The sequence below is a fragment of the Thermoanaerobacter sp. X514 genome (genome assembly GCF_000019065.1).
GTDB lineage: Bacteria > Bacillota > Thermoanaerobacteria > Thermoanaerobacterales > Thermoanaerobacteraceae > Thermoanaerobacter > Thermoanaerobacter pseudethanolicus.
On the sequence record NC_010320.1, the window covers coordinates 359,824 to 377,818 of the forward strand.

The window sequence follows — 17,995 nt, forward strand, 5'->3', positions numbered from 1 at the left end:
TATATAAGTTTGAGAGATATAACAGATTGCGGTGCAGAATGTTTTTCTTTTGGGTTGCTGTGGAGATGAAGACTTAATATGAAAGGTATGTTGAGAGAGGGGAGAAATTAAAATGCATATTGAAAAAAATGAAAGAATAGAGTTACCTCTCACTTTTGGAGAAGATGTGAGGGAAATAGAAATTAAAGGAGTATATTTTTTGGTTAATCTCAAAGAAAAAACATGGCTTGCTATCAATAAAAAAGGGAAAGAGTTCTTAACAAAGTTAAGACAGGGGTATATTTTTAATAAGCTTAAAAAGGAGGAAAAGGAGTTAATTAGCATTTTACATGAGTTGCATATTATTAAAGGTGTTAAGCATTGTGAGGGAATACAAAAGATAGGTCCAACGATAGCTTACTTTCATATTACTCAACGTTGTAATTTAAATTGTCCGACGTGCTTTACGTTTTCACCTAAAAGAAACAAATTAAATGACATGCCTACTGAAAAAGTAAAAGAAGTTCTGCGAAAAATAAAAGAATTTGGCATTAATGAAGTAATTTTTTCTGGGGGAGAACCATTTTTAAGAGAAGATTTTATTAAAATTTTGGAAGAATCAAAAAAATTATCACTTAGTGTTGTAGTTTTAACGAATGGTACTCTAATTAATAAGGAGATAGCAAACAAAATTAAGGGTACAGTTGATGAAGTTTACATTTCTTTAGATGGAGTTAATGAAGAAATTTATGGTAGATTACGTGGAAAAGAAAATTTTAAAAAAGTAATTAATGCTATTGATTACTTAAAAAGTGAAAATATTAATATTAGTTTACTTCCTACAATTACATCTATTAATTTTGAGTTTATTGATCAGTTTAAAGAATTTTCGGATGAAATTAAGTGCCCTATCAACTACAGCCTTTTTGTTCCCATTGGTGCTGGTTTTTATAATACGGACTTAGCATTAAACGAAAACCAATTAGTAGATTTTGCTAAATGGATTGCAAACCAAAACAATGTGAGAAACTTTAGTGAAAGTAGTAAAATAAAGGGGAAAAGTATGGTTGGTGAAATTTCAATACGCAAAGGATGTGGCCTGGGGGAGGGTAATGAAATAAGTATAGATGCCGATGGTACAATTTATTGCTGTCATCTTTTACACTATTCTAAGTATAAATTAGGTGAGTTGCCAAGAAGCAATTTGGAAGAAATTTTAAGTTTGAAGACAAAATTATGTGAAGGTTGTTTGGTTGATGAACTTGAAAGTTGCAAAAACTGTAATTACAGGTATTTTTGTGGCGGTGGTTGTCGAGCACATGCATTAATTAAAACAGGAAGTCTTCAAGGTAAAGATCCACATTGTATTTTTTATCGCACTTTTTTAGATGAAGCTTTTTCCAATTTTTTACTTTAAAGTTTTCGATTTTTCCTTTCTTTATAGATACTTGAATTGGTTGATAACGCTCATTTTGAGTGTTTCTGCAAATAGCTAATTAACTTCTAAAGGAGTAGCGCTGTAAAAGGGGAGGTATTGTTGTGTTTTATTAAGGTAGTAAAAAATTCCAAATAGCTGCGTAATTTTAAGATATTTGCAGCTATTTGAAGATAATAAAAAATTTTATTGAGATAGGAGGTGAAGAGAATGATTTTAGGTTTTGGTAAAAGTGTAAGGAAAGCTGGGTGCGTTAGTATTGGTTACATTGTTTGTGTCAGTTATGGCCCACCTAGTTGGAGAGGTTTCTAATTGAAGAGGTTTATAGAAAGGGTAGAGTGAGCATGTAATTAACACTTAGTTACATGCTCGCTCCAATTAATTCTTTTTATAAAATTTCAATATTTATCCTTGAAGAATTATATTATTTGAAGAAAAGGTAATTTTATACATTTATAACTCATTAATATATATTGCTACTGGAAAAAATATTAAGATGGTGAGTCAAAAAGGATGGATTATAGAGACATTTCATAGTTATTTGAGGAGGGTGCTAATGAGTGAATTGATTTTTGAAAACGTGATAAAAAGGTATGGGAAAAAAGTAGTTTTAAAAAACATTTCATTTGAAGTAAATAAAGGTTCTCTTGTAGGGTTGATTGGTCCTAATGGAGCAGGTAAGACAACTACTATTAAGCTAATTGCTGGGCTTTTAAAGGTTGATTCAGGTAAAATATTGGTAAATGGCAGAGATCCTTTTACTCAACATGCAGATGCCTTAAAAGAGGTAGGAATACTAATAGAACCACAATTTTTCCCTTATTTAACAGCATATGAAAATTTGGCTTATTTATCTTCAGCTATGGGTTTAGACAAACATCAAATTGACTCTTTGTTAGAATTTGTAGGCTTAAAAAATGAAAGAAATAAAAAGGTTTCATCTTTTTCTTTTGGCATGAAACAAAGGCTTGGATTGGCACAAGCGTTATTAGGTAACCCCTCAATAGTTATATTAGATGAGCCCAACATTGGACTTGATCCAATGGGTATTATAGACCTAAAAAACTCATTAAAAAAATTAGTAGAAGAAAAAAAAATAGTTATTATTTCAACTCATATATTAAAAATGGTTGAGGACTTATGTACTGAGATAATTTTTATAAACAATGGTGAAATTATTTATCAAGGAGAATTAGAGAAATTATTTTTAATGAAAAAAAAATTTCGGTTAAAAGGAAAACCAGTTGATAAAATAAAAAGATTTTTAATACAAACAAACAAGAATTTTTTAACGTTTAATGATAGTAATGCGTTGGAATTTTATGCTTCAGATGAAGAGATGCGTGAAATAGTACAAACACTAAATTCTGAAAATTGTTCAATACTTCAAGTAGAGCAACTTTCAGCTGATTTAGAAGAAATATTCATTGATTTAGTAAGGAGGAGAAAGGATGGTAAGGATAATTAAAGCTGAATTTATAAAAAATATGAAAAGGAAGGATATTCAAACAACAATTTTTCTTGCTGTTTTATTGCCTTTTCTCGTTACATATTTGGCACATAAGAAGGTGGTAATTATTTCATCATGGCATTCTCCATTAGAGAATACGTTTATGATCGCTTTCCTCTGGGGAATAATGATATTTCCGTTACTTATTATTGTTAGTTCAGCCAACTCTTTATCAAAAGAAATTGAGAATGGAAGTATAAAATTAATATTATCTAAACCATTGCATCGCAGACATATATTTATTGCTAAACTTACTTTTCTTTTTTGTATATGTCTTGGTATTTCAATGCTTGTTTTTCTTTCTTCATACTTTTCGGGCTTATTATTTTATGGCTTTAATAAAGCAGCATCAGTAGATAAGATTGGAAATATATCAATTCCTCTGTGGAAAAGTTTATTATTTACTTATATACTGGGTTTTTTGGGGCTTCTATTCTGTAGTACCATTACCTTGTTTTTTTCTTGTTTTTTTCAAACGTCAATTTCAATTATGTTACCTTTAGTAATGTTGATTTTTTCACAAGTATTAGAAGGAAAAAAGGAATTGTGGTATTTTTTACCCACTTATCTTTACCAGTTTTCAACTATACAAGTGCATAGTAAAGACCCCATCAAAGATGGACTAATTAGTATGATTTTACTTATTGTTTATATCGGACTTTTATTTACAGCTGGAATTATGATTTTTGAAAGAAAGGATTTTAAAGGATGAAAAGCAAAGCTAAGTATTTACTAATAACTTTTAATGTTTTTATTTTATCATTATTTTCTATTTTATTTATTTCCTTTGTAGTTAGCAGACTTTTGGGAATAAATAAGACATGGATTACTTTTTCGTCTTTTCCATCCAATTTATTCTGGATTCCATCACTAATTTTATTTTTTTCGTTTGTGGTTATACCGTGCATATGGGAAAATGTTGTTGAACAAAAGTCTATATTAAATATTATCCGAGATATAAAACCCAAAAAGCCTTTATGGGATTTAATTCTATCAGTGGCAGCGGTACTTTTTCTATTGCTATGGGTTAAGTTTTGTCAACATATGTTAGGATTACCTTTTGAAAATGTTACAATTTCATATGTAGAAAAATTAAAATGGTTTTTTCATCTTACCGTGTTAGCATTTGCTGAGGAATTTCTTATTAGATCATTCTTGCAAAAACGCTTAATGGAAGTTTTAGGACCAGTTTTAAGTATTTTGATGAGTTCTTTTGTTTTTGCTTTTGTTTTACATGCATCCGAAATACCATTTATAAATCTAATTATTAGATTTCCATTGGGAATTGTTATTGGTTTTCTTTATTATATTAGAAGAAACATATTTTCGCCTTTTTTTACTCATTTAATATATGATTTTACAATACTAATAGGAGTGATGTAGAATGTTAAAAAGAGGTTTGGTATTAAGTTTGGGAATAGTAATTTTGGCAATGCTCCCTTTCTTGGCACTGCATTATACCCAAAATTATACTCATATGGTTATTTTAGGTTTATTAGAAATGATTATTGTAGTAATTTTTTCCATTATAGGTATTTGTATCACATTTAAAAATATAAATATAGATTCTACTTTAAAGGGAGCTACTTGTGCAGCAATTTTATATATTGGGCATATAATAGGTAATATAATAATTGTAAACCACCCTGATTATAAAATTATTGTAGAGAAAATTTCAAATCAGCTTGGTTCGGATGTTCAAATTGTAAGTCCATTGGCAATAAGTTCTCTTGTAACTTCTTTTCTGATTTTTCTTCTGCTTGGTTCTTTTGCTGGGTGGATAGTAAGAAAAAAAGGGGGAATGCAAGATGTCTGAACCGCTTTTTACTGGTAAGTATTTTGCAGCTTATGCTGAAGAACTGTCAGAGAAAAAGTCTCTGTTAGGTTTTGTTCATCCTTCTTTTCGATTTCCTCATAAAGGTGAAATAGTAATAAGTAAGGAAGGGCTAATATTGACCAATTTAGAAGAAATAAAGTTTAATGAGCTTTCAAAAATAAGTCTCCATTATGATTCTCTTTATAATCGTTTTTGGGCTGGTGGAATAGTTGGTCAGTATCCACGTCTTGCCTTTTTATGTCGTGGAGAACCCTTAGTGCTTGAATTTACCAAGAATGGTACGAGGAAAAGATTATACCTTTTAATTAACTGGCGTTTCTTTACAGGATTTACTGATAACCGACTTGTTTATGAGGTAATGATTCAATTTTTGAATCCAGAGGTACTATGAAAGAAGCAGAGTGCTACATGCTAAGTTGGGTAAAGGGTAAATTTTTAACTTTGGGATTTATTGCAAGATTTACTGCAGTTTCATTATTATTTATATGCACATTACAAATGAGCCTATATAATTATGTAGGGATGTGCAAAATTAATAAAAATAATTACGAATAAAAGCCAAAATATGTATGACATACAATATATAGTAATTAGGACTGACAATCGAACATAAAGAAAGTGGTAAAGGAAAAGAAAAGACAAAAAGAGGAGCTAAAAAGGGCATAAATATCCTGTAGAAGTCAAATGTTAAAAAGTGGCATGAACCAAATTCAGCAAAAGTTAAGCCGATTGCATCAGAACAACAAGGGACTTAAACTCATCAAATTTACCCAGTTTAATAGCTACAATAGTGACAGTAAGCAAAGTAATATGGCCCAAAGTATTAAGGTTGTTGAAGGAATTAATATTTCTGACATAAGCTTTTTCAAAATTCAGGGTTTTAAATCGAGAATTATATCTTTCTGATTCAATCCGCAATTTATAGACAGCCTTAAAATATAGGGAGTCTCTATTAATAGAGGACCTATAATCAGAAGATATAATAGTATACTTAGTACAGCCTCTATGCTTTTTGCCATTAAAATATTTAGGATGCTTTATAGGGCAAGCAGAGTCATCTTTAGAATTGCAGAACTTGCAAACAAATTTTTGCTTAATAAAACCATCAAAATATTGCTTGCCGTCTTTAAGAATTTTAATACCCGCTTCACAAACGATATAACCATCATCAGTCAGTGGGGGATTTTTAGAATTACGCCAGTTTCGAGGAATAAAACAATGACCATGGAGAGTATCTCTAACGTAATTATAGAGTTTCTTAACGTCATAACCTTTATCAGCGATAAAATTAGTACCAGTCAGTTTAAACCAATTATTAGTATCAGCGAGTAAAGACAAAGCGACATCAAAATCAGGGACATCAGCAGGAGTAATAGTTTCAGCGATAGGTATAAAAAAGATGGCATCAACAATAATATGATTTTCATAGTCCCAATAAAACTTATAACGTTTATTAGAAGAATCATTAGAAGCAGAATAAACGCCTAATTTACAATCCTAAAAAGACTTAGGCTTAATATCTTTAGAGAATTTATTTTTAGAAAAAAACTTAGGGTTATTTAACTTAGTGTTAGCTTTAATAGGGGTAGAGTCTATGGAAATAAACTTACCAGACTCCCATGTCGCAACAAATGCGACACCAGCAGAGAATGAAAATGTCCTTTTTTGATGATATAATTTGATAATATAATCATTATAGCGGTTGGTGAAGGCAGGTCGTTTTCATTTTGATGCTTCGAGCTCAATGTTAGACTGAACCACAATGACGGGGTGCACCACAGACTGTTGCTCCAATATGGAAGCACGCGGGATAGAATAATCGATAGAGGTTGTTGCACCAGCCCTTCAAATCTAAAAGCCGCTGGAGGATGATACAAATGGAAGTTATATATCCACACTGTTGTGGCTTAGACATTCATAAAAAGACTGTAGTAGCTTGCGTAATTACACTAAAAGAAAAAGAAATGCGTACATTCTCCACGATGACTGAAGATATACTAGCTATGGTGGACTGGATAAAAAATAAAGGGTTTACACATATAGCGATGGAAAGTACAGGTTCTTACTGGAAGCCCATTTACAATATTCTTGAGATTGAGAGGCTCAATCCAATGATAGTAAATGCTAATCATATTAAGAATGTACCGGGCAGAAAAACGGATGTAAAAGATGTATAGTAGATCGCAAGGTTATTACAGCATGGTTTACTGCAGGGCAGTTATATACCTTCAAGAGAGCAACGGGAATTGCGGGAATTAATAGGATATCGATGGAGCTTAATAGAAGAACGTGCCAGAGAAATAAACCGGATGCAAAAAGTATTAGAGGGAGCAAATATTAAACTTGCTTCTGTGACTGGAGCTATACTGGGAAAATCATCACGTGCGATGATTGAAGCTATAATTAATGGAGAAGAAGGTTCTGCCATTTTATCTGAATTGGCTCAGAAACGATTAAAGAATAAGAAAGAAGAACTAAAGAAAGCTTTAAATGGTTTAATAGGACCACACCAAAGATTGATATTAAAGGCGCAACTTGAGCATATAGATTTTCTCGATGAACAAATAGCCTTATTGGATGAAGAGATAAAGAGGCGAATGCTCCCTTTTGAAGAGGAACTAGAGCGTTTAGACACTATTCCAGGAGTGGGCAGACGCACAGCTGAACACATAATAGCTGAAATTGGTACAAACATGGACCAATTTCCTTCTGCTGCGCATCTTTGCTCCTGGGCGGGAGTAGCTCCAGGTAACAATGAAAGTGCAGGGAAAAGAAAATCGAGTAGAACACGAAAAGGGAACGAAAAACTACGGTCTGTGTTAGTAGAAGCTGCAAGAGCCGCTGCTCACACGAAAGATACATATTTATCAGCCCAGTATCACCGTATAGCTGCCCGGCGGGGAGTCAATCGCGTTGCAGTTGCTGTAGCTCACAGTATCCTTACGATTGTGTATTATTTATTAAAGCGAAAAGAGAGATATAATGAGTTAGGAGTAAACTATTACGAAGAACGTAAAAAAGAAATAATTGTGAAACAGTCCATCAAGAAATTAGAGGCATTAAGATTAAAAGCCACCGTGGAGAATGCAGTGTAAGGTTTATGCACAATTTAATACAATGCCTCATAATACCTATAGAGTAATTCTTTTAAGTGGAATACTATAGGGTTGTATAGTTATTGTTTTTTGTCTTTTTTAGCGGTGTTTTATTTTCGGGGTAGATAGATAAGAAATGATAATAATAAGCCATGAGATGCTTTTGTTGTGATGAGAAAATTAAAGAAAAACTAAGATATTAAGAGAAAATAAAAGATAATAGAGGGAGTGAGGTGTTGTGTAAATGGAGACGATAAAGAAATATATCTTAAAATACAAATTTTTAATTCTGATAAACGCTATACTTATAATTTTCGTGTCAGCCCTTAAAGCCCTGCAGGCAATACTTTTTAAAATAATTGTTGACACAGCAGTTGGAAATTTAAATTACAGTATTTCTAGCTTAATATGGTATTCGGTAGGATTTTTAATAGCAGTATTTACAGCTGAAACTTTGTCAAATGCAGCTTCAGCAGCTTTTAACAAGAAAGTTTTGGTAGACTACAAACAATCCATCATAGAAAGTTTCATAAATTCTAAAAGAAGGAAAATTACAAGCTCAGAATTGATATCTTTACTCAGCAACGATGTGAGAATGATAGAGAGTAATTACTTAACAAGCCTCATTAACATTATGGAAGACATTTTACTATTTATCGTGTCTTTATATTTGATACTTAAAATAAACGTTTATCTCACTATAGTCATTTTCATTTTTGGCTGGGTTCCAGTGATTGTACCTCAGCTTTTCACAAAAGTAAATCAAGGACTAAAGGGGCAGTACCTTAAAAAGCTTGAGAGGTTTACTAACAGAATAAAAGAGATGGCTCAGGGATTTGAAGTAATAAAAGCTTTTAACATAGAAAATAAAATTCTCAATATGGCATCAAAAGATAACAAAGATGCAGAAATGGCGGGGTATAAATCCGACGCATTTCAAGGATTTCAAGGGGCTTTGTCTATTGTGTCAGGATTTGCAATGTTTTTTGTGAATATTCTTGTAGCCACATATTTGGTTTTAAGAGGCTACATAACAGTGGGTTCTATGATTGCCGCTGTACAGCTTATGAACTACATAGTAAATCCTTTAATTTCTGCATCTTTGTATGCTACAAAGATAAAATCTGTTGAAAAAATAGCAGATAAAATCCAAAAAGAAATAATAGACGTAAGCAAAGAGGAAGTCTCACAGGGAGATAAACCTTTTGAATTTAGAAATTCCATAGAAATCAAGAACCTAACCTTTTCCTACGATGGGAAGAGGAATGCTTTGTCAAACATAAATATAAAGCTTGATAAAGGCAAAAAGTATACATTAGTTGGAGAAAGTGGGTGTGGGAAGACCACACTACTTAGAGTCTTATTAAATCACATTACAGATTATGAGGGGCAAGTGCTAATTGGCGGAGTAGACATAAGAGAATTTGACCCTGCCTCCTATTACAGGAAAGTTAGTATTATACAGCAGAACGTCTTTATGTTTAGCGACACATTAAAGAATAACATTTGTCTGTATAGTGAATGCAGTGAAGAGGAACTTAATGAAGCATTGAGACAATCTGGTTTAGTTCAGGTTGTTGAGAAACTTCCCAAGGGACTCGATACAATAGTAGGAGAAGGGGAAGTAGAGCTATCGGGAGGAGAGAGACAGAGGATAGCAATTGCAAGAGCGTTAATCAAGAAAGCTGAAATACTGCTTATAGATGAAGCTACGGCGGCTTTAGACAAAATTACGGCAAGCGATATAGAGAGGACACTTATAAATTTAGATGCGACAGTGCTTGCTGTAACACATAAACTAGACCCGGATATACTTAAAAGATATGATGAAATATTTGTGATGAGAGATGGGGAAATCATTGAAAGAGGCACATTAGATGAGCTATTAGAAAAGAGAGGATATTTCTATTATATGTATAATTATGGGATTGATGAGAAAGAAACAGTAGAGGAAGCTGTATGAAAGGATTCAAAATATAGCATTGAAGCAACTTACAAATGGTTGCCGACAAAAGCAAGTATCTATGAAAGAGTAATAGAGAAGTTAAGTGGAGACTTGTCAAGAATTTTGTGTCTGGTTAAAGTAACGTAACTGGAAAAGTTGTTGTATTTCATAGATATGGCCATTTATCATTGGAACCGGTTTTCTCCATTTTGTCTGTTTTAAATTTTTTCTCTGGAGATAAATATTAATTTCAAGGACCTCAACGGAATTGAAATATCCACCCGTTTTTATGCGGATTTTCTCAATCAGGCTGTTGACACTTTCTACAACATTAGTGGTATAAATATGTTTTCTTAAGGATTCAGGATATTTAGTAAAGGCTAAATAATACTCTGCTTTTTCCATAAGGAGATTCATATAACGGCTGTATCTCTCTTTGAATATATTACAAAGATTTTGAAATTTTTCTAAAGCCTCATCAAATGAAGAAGAGAGCTTTATTTTGTTGAGTTCTTTGTTGAATTCTGCAGCATCGGCTTTGGTCATGGATTTACGAATATTTCTTTGAAGATGGACAAAACAGAGCTGGTGGTCAGCATAAGGATATACAGCCTTGACTGTTTCAATTATACCTGGGAAATCATCACTGACAACTATTAAAACTTTTTTAAGTCCACGGTTTACTAGATCTTCGAAGACTTTATTCCAGTCGGCTCTGTTTTCTTTGCCGAAGAAGGTGTACAAGCCAAAGATATCTTTTTTGCCTTCCATGTCAATACCAAGGACTATGTAACAGGCAGCTTTTTTAACTTTTGAGCCATCTTTAATTTCACAATGGTAGGCATCAATTATTAGAGCAAAGACAGCTTCAGGCAATTCTCTTTGTTTAAAAAGATCCAATTCGCTTTTAAGGTCATTTTTAATCTTATTGAGTTCCTGTTCAGAGTAAGGCAGTTGAAGGTTTTTGAGGGTGTTTAGGAGAGAAGATTCTGAGTAACCATTAATAACAAGGGACATAAGAAGTTCAGTATATGATTCATCAACCCTTTTAAAGGTTTGAGGAGGATGTTAGGCCTAAACTCACCTGTACGAGTTCTTGGGACAGATATTTCTAAGTTACCTACATGAGTAGCAAGTTTTCTGTTGTAAAAGCCGTTACCTTTATCATTATCATTTTTCATGAGATAGATTTCACGTTAAGAATAAACCAATCAAGTAAATCTTCAAGGAGTTTCTTTAAAACAGGGGGGAAGGATCTTGAGCAGAGCAGTATTGGTTTAAGACTTTTTCGATAGCCATGTTTTTGACTGTTTCGTAGTAGTTATTTTTATCCATTATTACCAATCTTCCTTACAATTTCATTATACATCAGACACAATTTTATTTTAACATCCAGGATAATTTGACTTGATTTTGAAAGATAGAGGTCAAATAAATCATGAGAGAACTCATTAATAAAACGGCAGAAAGTCCAATAAGAAGGAAGATGAGAATAACCCTTACGGCCAGGACTAGAGGAAGGGAATTCAGGTATTGAAGACAAGTCTAGATTTTTAAGCATAGAAGAATAGAAATCAATTTTAGACTGAGAGGTAAAGAGTTCAGGTATATTTAAAAGTAATTGAAGCTGGTACATGTAAGATTTCCTTCTCCTTAAAAAATATTTTCATGCGGTATATATAATAATTCGACAAATGGGAGGGGAAATCCTACATAAAAGATAAAAAATTCAAGAGAGATAGAAAAAAGCATATCTGTAGAATGGCTTAAATGAAGGCTTTTGAATTTTGCACAAGTCTAATTGTGCAATGTTAGGAGGGATTATTGTATGAAAAAATTCTTTTGGTTGTTAGGCTTTCTTGGTTTTCTTGGTTTTTTAGGATTTTTTAAATCTTATATGTATTTTGCATTTTTTGCTTTTTTCTCTAACTTTTTCACTAGTCGATATATTAACATTTTACAGGATAAACAACTTCAAAACAAAATGGCAGAAGCTCATTCGATCAGTTTTGTTGTGACTAGTTTTTTCTTATCATTCATGTTAATAATGCTTATATTCAACGTAAGTTATGAGATTTTTAAAGCTACATTTTGCATTGTTTTTGCTTTAATTTTTATTATAGATTCGTACTTACTTTATAAATACACAGGAAGTAATCAAAAATAAAACTCAGACCTCTGTTTTATCAGCCTATAACAGAATTATCAATTGGTACATAATTAACCTATGGGAGATGAAAAGAAATTACTCCACTACCTGCTGCAATATTTTTATAATTTTTACGTTAAATTTTACTGTAGATTGGAAATAGAAGAAGGATTTTAGGGAATTTTGTAGAATTTATAGTATTGTGTTCCAGTGATTGTTCTTTATTATGGTTTGAGAGATTATAATTTGCATTTAAAATTCTGCATAAACGGAGGTCGAAGATGGATAGTGTACTTTCTGTAAAAAATCTAAAAAAGTATTATAGCAAGGTAAAAGCAGTTGATGGGATTTCATTTGAGATGTATCCTGGAGAAGTTGTAGTGCTTATAGGTCCAAATGGTGCAGGGAAAAGTACTACTTTAAAGATTTGATAGTGAGATGGGAGTGAGAGCTATGTCAAAAGAAAGAGAATATTATTACATAGGAAAGAGAAGAGGTGCTGATATATGGAAGCTTATACTTAAATATGGTGTACTTTCAGCATCTCATTTTGAAGTTCGATTTCCTGATGACCCAACAATGACACTTTCTGAAGGGGAAGAAGAATTTCTTGGGCTACCTGAAGTTTTTGTGGAGCCATGGAGTGGTATGAAGGGAGCTATTGCTGTAAAAGGGGAGATGACAAAAGAGGCAAGAGAATTATTCTTACAAATTATAGAAACTAGAAGAATAAGGCTTTGGGATTTTATACTTTTTAGAGATGAAAGAAAACTTCTATCAGTTTCAGATTTTGATGACCGCATTGTGACGGAGAATTTTGCTAAAGAATTTATGGAAAAACTCTTTCTTACTTGGTTTGAACCTATTCCAGAACCGGAAATTAAATCAGAGGGAATTTCAAAAGATTTTCTTGAAGAAGTCAGTCAAGCGATTCAAGAAGCATTATCTAAATTGGTACTAGACCTAGAAAATGATAAAAATTGAAGGTGAGGGATAATTTTGGTAGAAGTAAAGGGATTGACTAAAGTGTTTAAAAACATAAGAGCAGTAGACAATTTAAGTTTTAAGGTAGAAGAAGGAGAAATATACGGGCTTTTAGGTGAAAATGGTGCTGGTAAAACCACAACTTTAAGAATGCTTGCGACAATGCTTAAGCCTACAAGTGGAACAGCCATTATAAATGGGAAGGACTTAATAAAAGAACCAGAAGAGATAAGAAAAGAAATTGGGATACTTTTTGGAGGAGAAAGTGGATTATACGACAGGCTTACTGCAAGGGAAAATATACTGTATTTTGCAGAGCTTCACGATATGGATAAAAAGGAGGCAAATAAAAAGATTGATATATTGGCACAAAAATTTGATATGACTGAATTTATTGATAGACCAGCAGGCAAGCTTTCAAAAGGAATGAAGCAAAAGGTAGCAATTGTGAGGTCAATAATACATGACCCTAAAGTGATGCTTTTTGATGAGCCAACATCAGGTCTGGATGTAGGTTCAGTAAGAGAAGTGCACGACTTTATAAGGTTTTGTAAAGAAGAAGGAAAGACAATCATTTTCTCAAGCCACAGCATGTCAGAAGTAGAAAAACTTTGCGACAAGATAGGCATAATACACAAAGGGAAACTTGTAGAGGAGGGGACTATAGAAGGTTTAAAAGAGAAATACAAAACAGACAATCTTGAAGAATTATTTATGGAATTGGTAGGTGAGAAAATTGAAGTTTAAGCATGTATACATAGTTTTGAAAAAAGAGCTAAAGGACATTTTTAGAGATAAAAAGACATGGATTGTTACAATTTTACTTCCTGCCTTGTTTATTCCTATAATGATGTACATAGTAATAGGTGGAGCAGAAAGCATATCAGAACAAAAAATAAGCGATACAAAAATAGTAGTTTTGGATGAAGGAAATAATGTAAAATTTATAAATTATTTAAAATCGACAGGAATAAGTATAGTAACGGGTTTGCAAAATCCCAAAGAAAGTCTTGAAAAAGGCGATATAAGGGCAATTGTAGTTATACCTTCTGATTTTGATAAAAATATAGAAGAAGGCAAGAACGCTGATTTAACAATTCAGGTAGACATGTCAAATATGAAATCTTCAAATGCAGAGAATATGATAAGAGGTCTTATAAAAGAATATGCGAATAATATTGTAAAAGAAAGACTTATAACAAAAGGCATAGATCCTAAAATATTAGATCCAATTGCAATAAAGACAGAAAATATTGCCTCACAGAGTAAAATGGCAGGGTCTTTTTTAGCATTCATTGTGCCAATGCTTTTGACTTTATGGACGGCAACAGGAGGTATGGGAGCAGCTGTTGATTTGGCAGCAGGTGAGAAAGAAAGAGGTACGTTAGAACCTTTACTTACGACTTCTGCATCAAGGCTTTCTATAATGGCAGGCAAATACTTGGCTGTAACAACCATGGCACTTATAAGTGCTATTGCTTCACTTTTGGGACTTTTTGCTTCCTTTTCTTTAAATAAAGATATGGCATCTTTAAATGCCGATTTTAGGTTGAGCGTAGCGGCAATAGTTGTCATGTTCGTGGCTGCCTTTTTTACAGCATCAATATTTGCTGCACTGGAGCTTGCTTTAAGTGCATATGCAAAATCTTTTAAAGAAGGGCAGACATATATTTCACCTTTAATGTTTATTGCAATAATTCCGGCATATTTGGTGATGTATAAAATGCCAAATGAAATACCTATATCTTATTTTGCAATACCTGTATTTGGAACTATTTCGGTTTTTAAAGAATTGCTTTATGGTATTGTAAATATGACACATATAGGTATATTTGTATTTTCATCAATAATATATGTGGGTATTAGTGTATATTTGGCAGCTTTGATGTTTAAGCAGGAATGGGCACTATTTAGGGTGTAAAAAATCTTTTATAATTTGCAAATAGCAGGGGAAACCCTGTATTTTTTTGCTTGTATATAGGACAGCAATTTACATTGTAACCATTTTGTAACCAGAATTTAAGAATTTCTTAATAAATTTTAACATTTAAAAGGGTATAATGGAAGAAAGAGTCTTTGAGATATTAAAAAATATATGGAAAGGGTCAATAAATGATGTTTAAACAACCTTTAAAAATCATGCTTGTTTTATTTACTTTATCCGGATTATTATCGGCATGTGGTTATACATTTAAAAATGAAGAAGACCATGTTAAGTATACAATTGAAAAGTTTTACAATGTGCAGTATAAAGCGTACTTAAAAATGGAATATATTGACACAACACCATATCTGGATATGACAAAAATACAGAATCAAAATAAAGTAATAGCACTTAAAGAATTAACATTTAGAAGAAAATATGCTTTTGAAAAAGGGTATGGATACGTTGAAAGAAGGCGATTTCCTTTGAAATTTAATTACAAAAATATAGATATAAATGGTAACAGAGCAAAAGTTGTAGTGGAATTAGAAATAGATCGTACTAAGGCTTACCCAATGTTTATATGTCCAGGTGATAATATCTTTGAATTGGAAAAACAAGACGGGCATTGGAAGATAATAAATCATACATATCAAGGCTTGACACAGTATAAATTATGGATTGATAAAAAATTACCTGAACCAGATTATGAAAAAATAAAGCGTCAATTAGATAAAGAATTTGGCGAAACAAATGGTACAGTATACATAGGTTCTATGGATTCTTACTTCTACGCAATAGGAAGATAATAAGACAGATATTTTTGCAAATGTAAGGAGGAGTTTAAAATTGAAAAGAATATTGGTTCATGGATTACTTCAATTTTACTAATAACTTCATTAATTTTAAACCTGCAACACTATAAAGTTATCCAGAATTATAAAGCTCAAATGGATAGTATTAATGGATATTTTATGAATAGTTTACGCTTTTTAAGTTTAAAGGCTTAAGAAGAGACGATATAGTGGATGCTTTGATTTTACTTGCAACAGGGATTTTGGCTATTAAGAAAGAGGGAAATATATGCTCTTTCCCTACAAATTTTAAAGAAAAAGACCTTTTGGGGCTGCCAATGGAAATTTTCTTTGTAAAATTTAGCAGGTTAAATGAAATTTTTATAGAATAAATATTATTGTAAAAAAGTGTGAAGAGGGGGAGCAAAATGGCAGGTAATTATAGCGGTTTTTTTATAAAAGGGGAGGATGGGGCAGATATATACCTTCATCTTTGGGTGCCAGAGGAAATTCCCAGGGGTATTATTCAGGTATTTCATGGAATGGCTGAACAGGGGGGAAGATACCAAAATTTTGCCCGTTATATGAATGAAAAAGGATTTGTAGTATGTGCCGATGACCATAGAGGTCACGGGAAAACAGCAGGGAGCCTGGATAATGTAGGTTACATAGGAAAAGATGGCTTTAATAAGATAGTAGAAGATGAATATCTGATAATGAAGTTTTTGAAAGAAAAATACGGAAATCTTCCCATTGTTATATTTGGCCATAGTTTTGGATCTTTTGTGGCTCAAGAGTTTATGATAAGGTATGGCAAAGAAGTTAATGGCGTTATATTGAGCGGTTCCTCTGCAGTTAAGGAATTGCCTCTTAGATTTGGTTATGCTTTGGCTTTTGTCGAAAAAACACTTTTTGGTGAGAAAAAGAGGAGCAAAGTTTTAGATAAATTAACGTTTGGAAGTTACAATAAAAAAATAAAAGGAGATAATTTGAGCAAATTTGAATGGCTTTCAACGGATAAGGAAGAGGTTAAAAAATATGAAGAAGACCCTTATTGTGGCGGCGTCTTTACAGCGGGATTTTTTTATTATTTCTTTAGAGGGCTTTTAAATATATTTAAGACTCAGAGGTTAGTTAAAATACCGAAGGATTTACCTTTATTTATTATTTCAGGAGAAGAAGACCCTGTCGGTGAATACGGTAAATTGGTAAGGAGGTTGTATGAGCTGTACAAGAGCATGGGATTAAAACGGGTTGATATGAAGCTTTATTTGGGGAAAAGGCATGAACTTCTCAATGAAGTAGAGAGGGAAAAGGTTTATGAAGATATTCTTACATGGATTGGAAAGAGAGTATTAAATTACTCGTAGTAAGACCATCAAAAAGGGCATTATAACGACACTGGATATTGTTGTATATGTGATCATACTTGTGGCAAATTCATAATCTGCTCCGTAAACTCTTGCTATAATTGCAGAGTTTACCAGCACAGGCATTGCTGACATTATGACAAATACATCTCTCATAAGCTTTGGCACAGGGATGAATATGTTTAGAAGCAATACAAGGGCAGGAGTTATTAGGAATCTTCCAATAAAAACCAGAGCAACATCTTTGTTAAGTTTAAATTTATCAAAACCCATTTCATGAATGACTATGCCAATGTAGAATATTGATAAAGGAGTAGTGAGATTTCCAATCATTCTAAAGCTTTCAAAGAGAAATTTTGGAAGAGAAATATTTGCAAGCACAAAAATTACTCCTATTATAAAACCTAAAAGAGGAGGATTGAATATTCTCTTTATTGTATCCCAGTTTTCAACGTTTCTTTCTTTTCCATTTACATCTCTTATAACACTATATACTCCTAAAGTCCACAATATTGTAGTGTTTGCCATGTAATATAAAAGCGCGTAAGGTGTTGCTATATCTCCAAAAAGAGCTTGAGCCATAGGTAGTCCAACAAAAATAGTATTTGAGAGGGAGAATATCACTACAAAAACACCTTTTCTTCCCTTTTTTATTTTAAAAGTTTCAGCAAATATGTAAGCCACTATATAGGATAGAAGTATAGATAAAAACGGAATTAAAAGTCCTCTTACTGAGTGTTCTAGTTGTTCTTTAGAAAAAGTTGTAGAAATGTTTACAATCATATTAAGAGGTAAAGATACATTAATTACAAGCTTTGCAAAAAGGTCTGATGTTGATTTATCAAACCACCCTATTTTTGATAGATAATAGCCAAGTGCTAATATAAATACAATTATTAAAACTCCCTGAACTGCAGAGAAGAAAGTTTCCATCAAAAGAGCCTCCTTATGAGAGAATATAGCACTGTGTTAG

At 32.4% G+C, this 17,995-nt stretch carries 15 protein-coding genes and 5 pseudogenes; 16 read left to right on the forward strand and 4 right to left on the reverse strand.

The window, feature by feature from the left end:
* The first annotated feature begins 112 nt into the window (after positions 1-112).
* The 6 genes from TETH514_RS01760 (at position 113) to TETH514_RS01785 (ending at position 5,152) form a co-directional block, all read left to right on the forward strand.
* Positions 113-1,396: a radical SAM protein gene (locus TETH514_RS01760; protein ID WP_009051812.1), complete on the forward strand. Its 1,284-nt coding sequence runs from the start codon at positions 113-115 to the stop codon at positions 1,394-1,396.
* Positions 1,397-1,970: 574 nt separating this feature from the next.
* Positions 1,971-2,882, forward strand: a complete 912-nt coding sequence (locus TETH514_RS01765; protein WP_009051810.1) for an ABC transporter ATP-binding protein — start codon at positions 1,971-1,973, stop codon at positions 2,880-2,882.
* Positions 2,866-3,636, forward strand: a complete 771-nt coding sequence (locus tag TETH514_RS01770) for an ABC transporter permease subunit (protein WP_009051809.1) — start codon at positions 2,866-2,868, stop codon at positions 3,634-3,636. The genes TETH514_RS01765 and TETH514_RS01770 overlap by 17 nt, the downstream gene beginning before the upstream one ends.
* Positions 3,633-4,307: a CPBP family intramembrane glutamic endopeptidase gene (locus tag TETH514_RS01775; protein WP_009051808.1), complete on the forward strand. Its 675-nt coding sequence runs from the start codon at positions 3,633-3,635 to the stop codon at positions 4,305-4,307. The genes TETH514_RS01770 and TETH514_RS01775 overlap by 4 nt, the downstream gene beginning before the upstream one ends.
* A gap of 1 nt (position 4,308) precedes the next feature.
* A complete protein-coding gene (locus TETH514_RS01780; RefSeq protein WP_009051807.1) occupies positions 4,309-4,740 on the forward strand; it encodes a hypothetical protein in 432 nt (143 codons plus the stop codon).
* Positions 4,733-5,152 (forward strand): hypothetical protein, encoded by a 420-nt coding sequence (locus TETH514_RS01785; protein WP_009051806.1) that lies wholly within the window; start codon positions 4,733-4,735, stop codon positions 5,150-5,152. Before TETH514_RS01780 ends, TETH514_RS01785 begins: the two co-directional genes overlap by 8 nt.
* A gap of 329 nt (positions 5,153-5,481) precedes the next feature.
* Here the strand turns inward: TETH514_RS01785 and TETH514_RS01790 are convergent.
* Positions 5,482-6,375: pseudogene (locus TETH514_RS01790) on the reverse strand (transposase); the annotation flags it as partial.
* Positions 6,376-6,638: 263 nt separating this feature from the next.
* Between TETH514_RS01790 and TETH514_RS01795 the strand changes: the two are divergent.
* Positions 6,639-7,856, forward strand: a pseudogene (locus TETH514_RS01795) (IS110 family transposase).
* Between the two features lie 244 nt (positions 7,857-8,100).
* Positions 8,101-9,819 (forward strand): ABC transporter ATP-binding protein, encoded by a 1,719-nt coding sequence (locus TETH514_RS01800; protein WP_009051804.1) that lies wholly within the window; start codon positions 8,101-8,103, stop codon positions 9,817-9,819.
* A gap of 96 nt (positions 9,820-9,915) precedes the next feature.
* Here the strand turns inward: TETH514_RS01800 and TETH514_RS01805 are convergent.
* Positions 9,916-11,136 (reverse strand): annotated as a pseudogene (locus TETH514_RS01805) (IS256 family transposase).
* Positions 11,137-11,199: 63 nt separating this feature from the next.
* A pseudogene (locus TETH514_RS12825) lies at positions 11,200-11,437 on the reverse strand (transposase); the annotation flags it as partial.
* Between the two features lie 192 nt (positions 11,438-11,629).
* Between TETH514_RS12825 and TETH514_RS01815 the strand changes: the two are divergent.
* The 8 genes and pseudogenes from TETH514_RS01815 (at position 11,630) to TETH514_RS01840 (ending at position 17,022) form a co-directional block, all read left to right on the forward strand.
* On the forward strand, positions 11,630-11,968 hold the full coding sequence (locus TETH514_RS01815) for a DUF3796 domain-containing protein (RefSeq protein WP_009051803.1): 339 nt from the start codon (positions 11,630-11,632) through the stop codon (positions 11,966-11,968).
* 263 nt (positions 11,969-12,231) lie between these two features.
* Positions 12,232-12,375, forward strand: a pseudogene (locus TETH514_RS12175) (ATP-binding cassette domain-containing protein); the annotation flags it as partial.
* Positions 12,376-12,403: 28 nt separating this feature from the next.
* Positions 12,404-12,934: a hypothetical protein gene (locus TETH514_RS01820; protein WP_009051801.1), complete on the forward strand. Its 531-nt coding sequence runs from the start codon at positions 12,404-12,406 to the stop codon at positions 12,932-12,934.
* A 15-nt stretch (positions 12,935-12,949) separates the two neighbouring features.
* A complete protein-coding gene (locus TETH514_RS01825; protein WP_009051800.1) occupies positions 12,950-13,681 on the forward strand; it encodes an ATP-binding cassette domain-containing protein in 732 nt (243 codons plus the stop codon).
* Positions 13,662-14,855 carry an ABC transporter permease gene (locus TETH514_RS01830; protein ID WP_009051799.1) on the forward strand — a complete coding sequence of 398 codons (1,194 nt, stop codon included), beginning with the start codon at positions 13,662-13,664 and terminating at the stop codon, positions 14,853-14,855. The genes TETH514_RS01825 and TETH514_RS01830 overlap by 20 nt, the downstream gene beginning before the upstream one ends.
* A gap of 191 nt (positions 14,856-15,046) precedes the next feature.
* Positions 15,047-15,667, forward strand: coding sequence for a hypothetical protein (locus TETH514_RS01835; protein ID WP_003867558.1), 621 nt, complete (start codon positions 15,047-15,049; stop codon positions 15,665-15,667).
* A 215-nt stretch (positions 15,668-15,882) separates the two neighbouring features.
* Positions 15,883-16,044, forward strand: coding sequence for a hypothetical protein (locus TETH514_RS12675; RefSeq protein ID WP_003867557.1), 162 nt, complete (start codon positions 15,883-15,885; stop codon positions 16,042-16,044).
* Between the two features lie 36 nt (positions 16,045-16,080).
* On the forward strand, positions 16,081-17,022 hold the full coding sequence (locus tag TETH514_RS01840) for an alpha/beta hydrolase (protein ID WP_009051798.1): 942 nt from the start codon (positions 16,081-16,083) through the stop codon (positions 17,020-17,022).
* On the opposite strand, the gene TETH514_RS01845 is transcribed toward TETH514_RS01840, so the two are convergent.
* Entirely contained in the window at positions 17,008-17,955 is a 948-nt protein-coding gene (locus TETH514_RS01845; protein WP_009051797.1) for an AEC family transporter, read from the reverse strand. The genes TETH514_RS01840 and TETH514_RS01845 overlap by 15 nt on opposite strands.
* Between the last annotated feature and the right edge of the window lie 40 nt (positions 17,956-17,995).

What these genes read in the sequence shown, in the direction of transcription:
- TETH514_RS01845 (WP_009051797.1), bottom strand. Translation starts at nt 17,955, where the DNA reads ATGGAAACTTTCTTCTCTGCAGTTCAGGGAGTTTTAATAATTGTATTT.
- TETH514_RS01770 (WP_009051809.1), top strand. Translation starts at nt 2,866, where the DNA reads ATGGTAAGGATAATTAAAGCTGAATTTATAAAAAATATGAAAAGGAAG.
- TETH514_RS01840 (WP_009051798.1), top strand. Translation starts at nt 16,081, where the DNA reads ATGGCAGGTAATTATAGCGGTTTTTTTATAAAAGGGGAGGATGGGGCA.
- TETH514_RS01815 (WP_009051803.1), top strand. Translation starts at nt 11,630, where the DNA reads ATGAAAAAATTCTTTTGGTTGTTAGGCTTTCTTGGTTTTCTTGGTTTT.
- TETH514_RS01775 (WP_009051808.1), top strand. Translation starts at nt 3,633, where the DNA reads ATGAAAAGCAAAGCTAAGTATTTACTAATAACTTTTAATGTTTTTATT.
- TETH514_RS01760 (WP_009051812.1), top strand. Translation starts at nt 113, where the DNA reads ATGCATATTGAAAAAAATGAAAGAATAGAGTTACCTCTCACTTTTGGA.
- TETH514_RS01800 (WP_009051804.1), top strand. Translation starts at nt 8,101, where the DNA reads ATGGAGACGATAAAGAAATATATCTTAAAATACAAATTTTTAATTCTG.
- TETH514_RS01785 (WP_009051806.1), top strand. Translation starts at nt 4,733, where the DNA reads ATGTCTGAACCGCTTTTTACTGGTAAGTATTTTGCAGCTTATGCTGAA.
- TETH514_RS01820 (WP_009051801.1), top strand. Translation starts at nt 12,404, where the DNA reads ATGTCAAAAGAAAGAGAATATTATTACATAGGAAAGAGAAGAGGTGCT.
- TETH514_RS01780 (WP_009051807.1), top strand. Translation starts at nt 4,309, where the DNA reads ATGTTAAAAAGAGGTTTGGTATTAAGTTTGGGAATAGTAATTTTGGCA.
- TETH514_RS01765 (WP_009051810.1), top strand. Translation starts at nt 1,971, where the DNA reads ATGAGTGAATTGATTTTTGAAAACGTGATAAAAAGGTATGGGAAAAAA.
- TETH514_RS01835 (WP_003867558.1), top strand. Translation starts at nt 15,047, where the DNA reads ATGATGTTTAAACAACCTTTAAAAATCATGCTTGTTTTATTTACTTTA.